Genomic DNA, 473 nt, shown 5'->3' on the forward strand with positions numbered 1-473 from the left:
AAGGAGCTGGTGGCTAAAGCTATCCATGAAGGTTCGCCGCGTGCGGTGAATCCACTGGTGTATCTGAACTGCGCGGCGTTGCCGGAAAGCGTTGCCGAAAGCGAACTGTTTGGTCACGTAAAAGGCGCGTTTACCGGGGCTATCAGCAATCGTAGCGGTAAGTTTGAAATGGCCGACAATGGGACGCTGTTTCTCGATGAGATAGGTGAACTCTCGCTGGCGCTACAGGCGAAGCTGCTGCGCGTATTGCAGTACGGCGATATTCAGCGCGTGGGTGACGATCGCAGCTTGCGTGTGAATGTGCGAGTGCTGGCGGCGACGAACCGTGATTTACGCGAAGAGGTGTTGGCCGGGAATTTCCGTGCGGATTTGTTCCACCGGCTGAGCGTCTTTCCCCTTTCGGTACCGCCTCTTCGTGAACGCGGCGAAGACGTGGTGCTGCTGGCAGGCTATTTTTGCGAGCAATGTCGGCT

1 protein-coding gene is annotated in these 473 nt (G+C 56.9%); it reads left to right on the forward strand.

What is annotated here, in order from left to right:
- A partial coding sequence (locus FDX22_RS15900; protein WP_186805333.1) for a sigma 54-interacting transcriptional regulator occupies nucleotides 1–473 on the forward strand: 473 nt, incomplete at both ends.

This window comes from Citrobacter sp. TBCS-14 (assembly GCF_005280805.1).
Taxonomy (GTDB): Bacteria; Pseudomonadota; Gammaproteobacteria; order Enterobacterales; family Enterobacteriaceae; genus Citrobacter; species Citrobacter gillenii.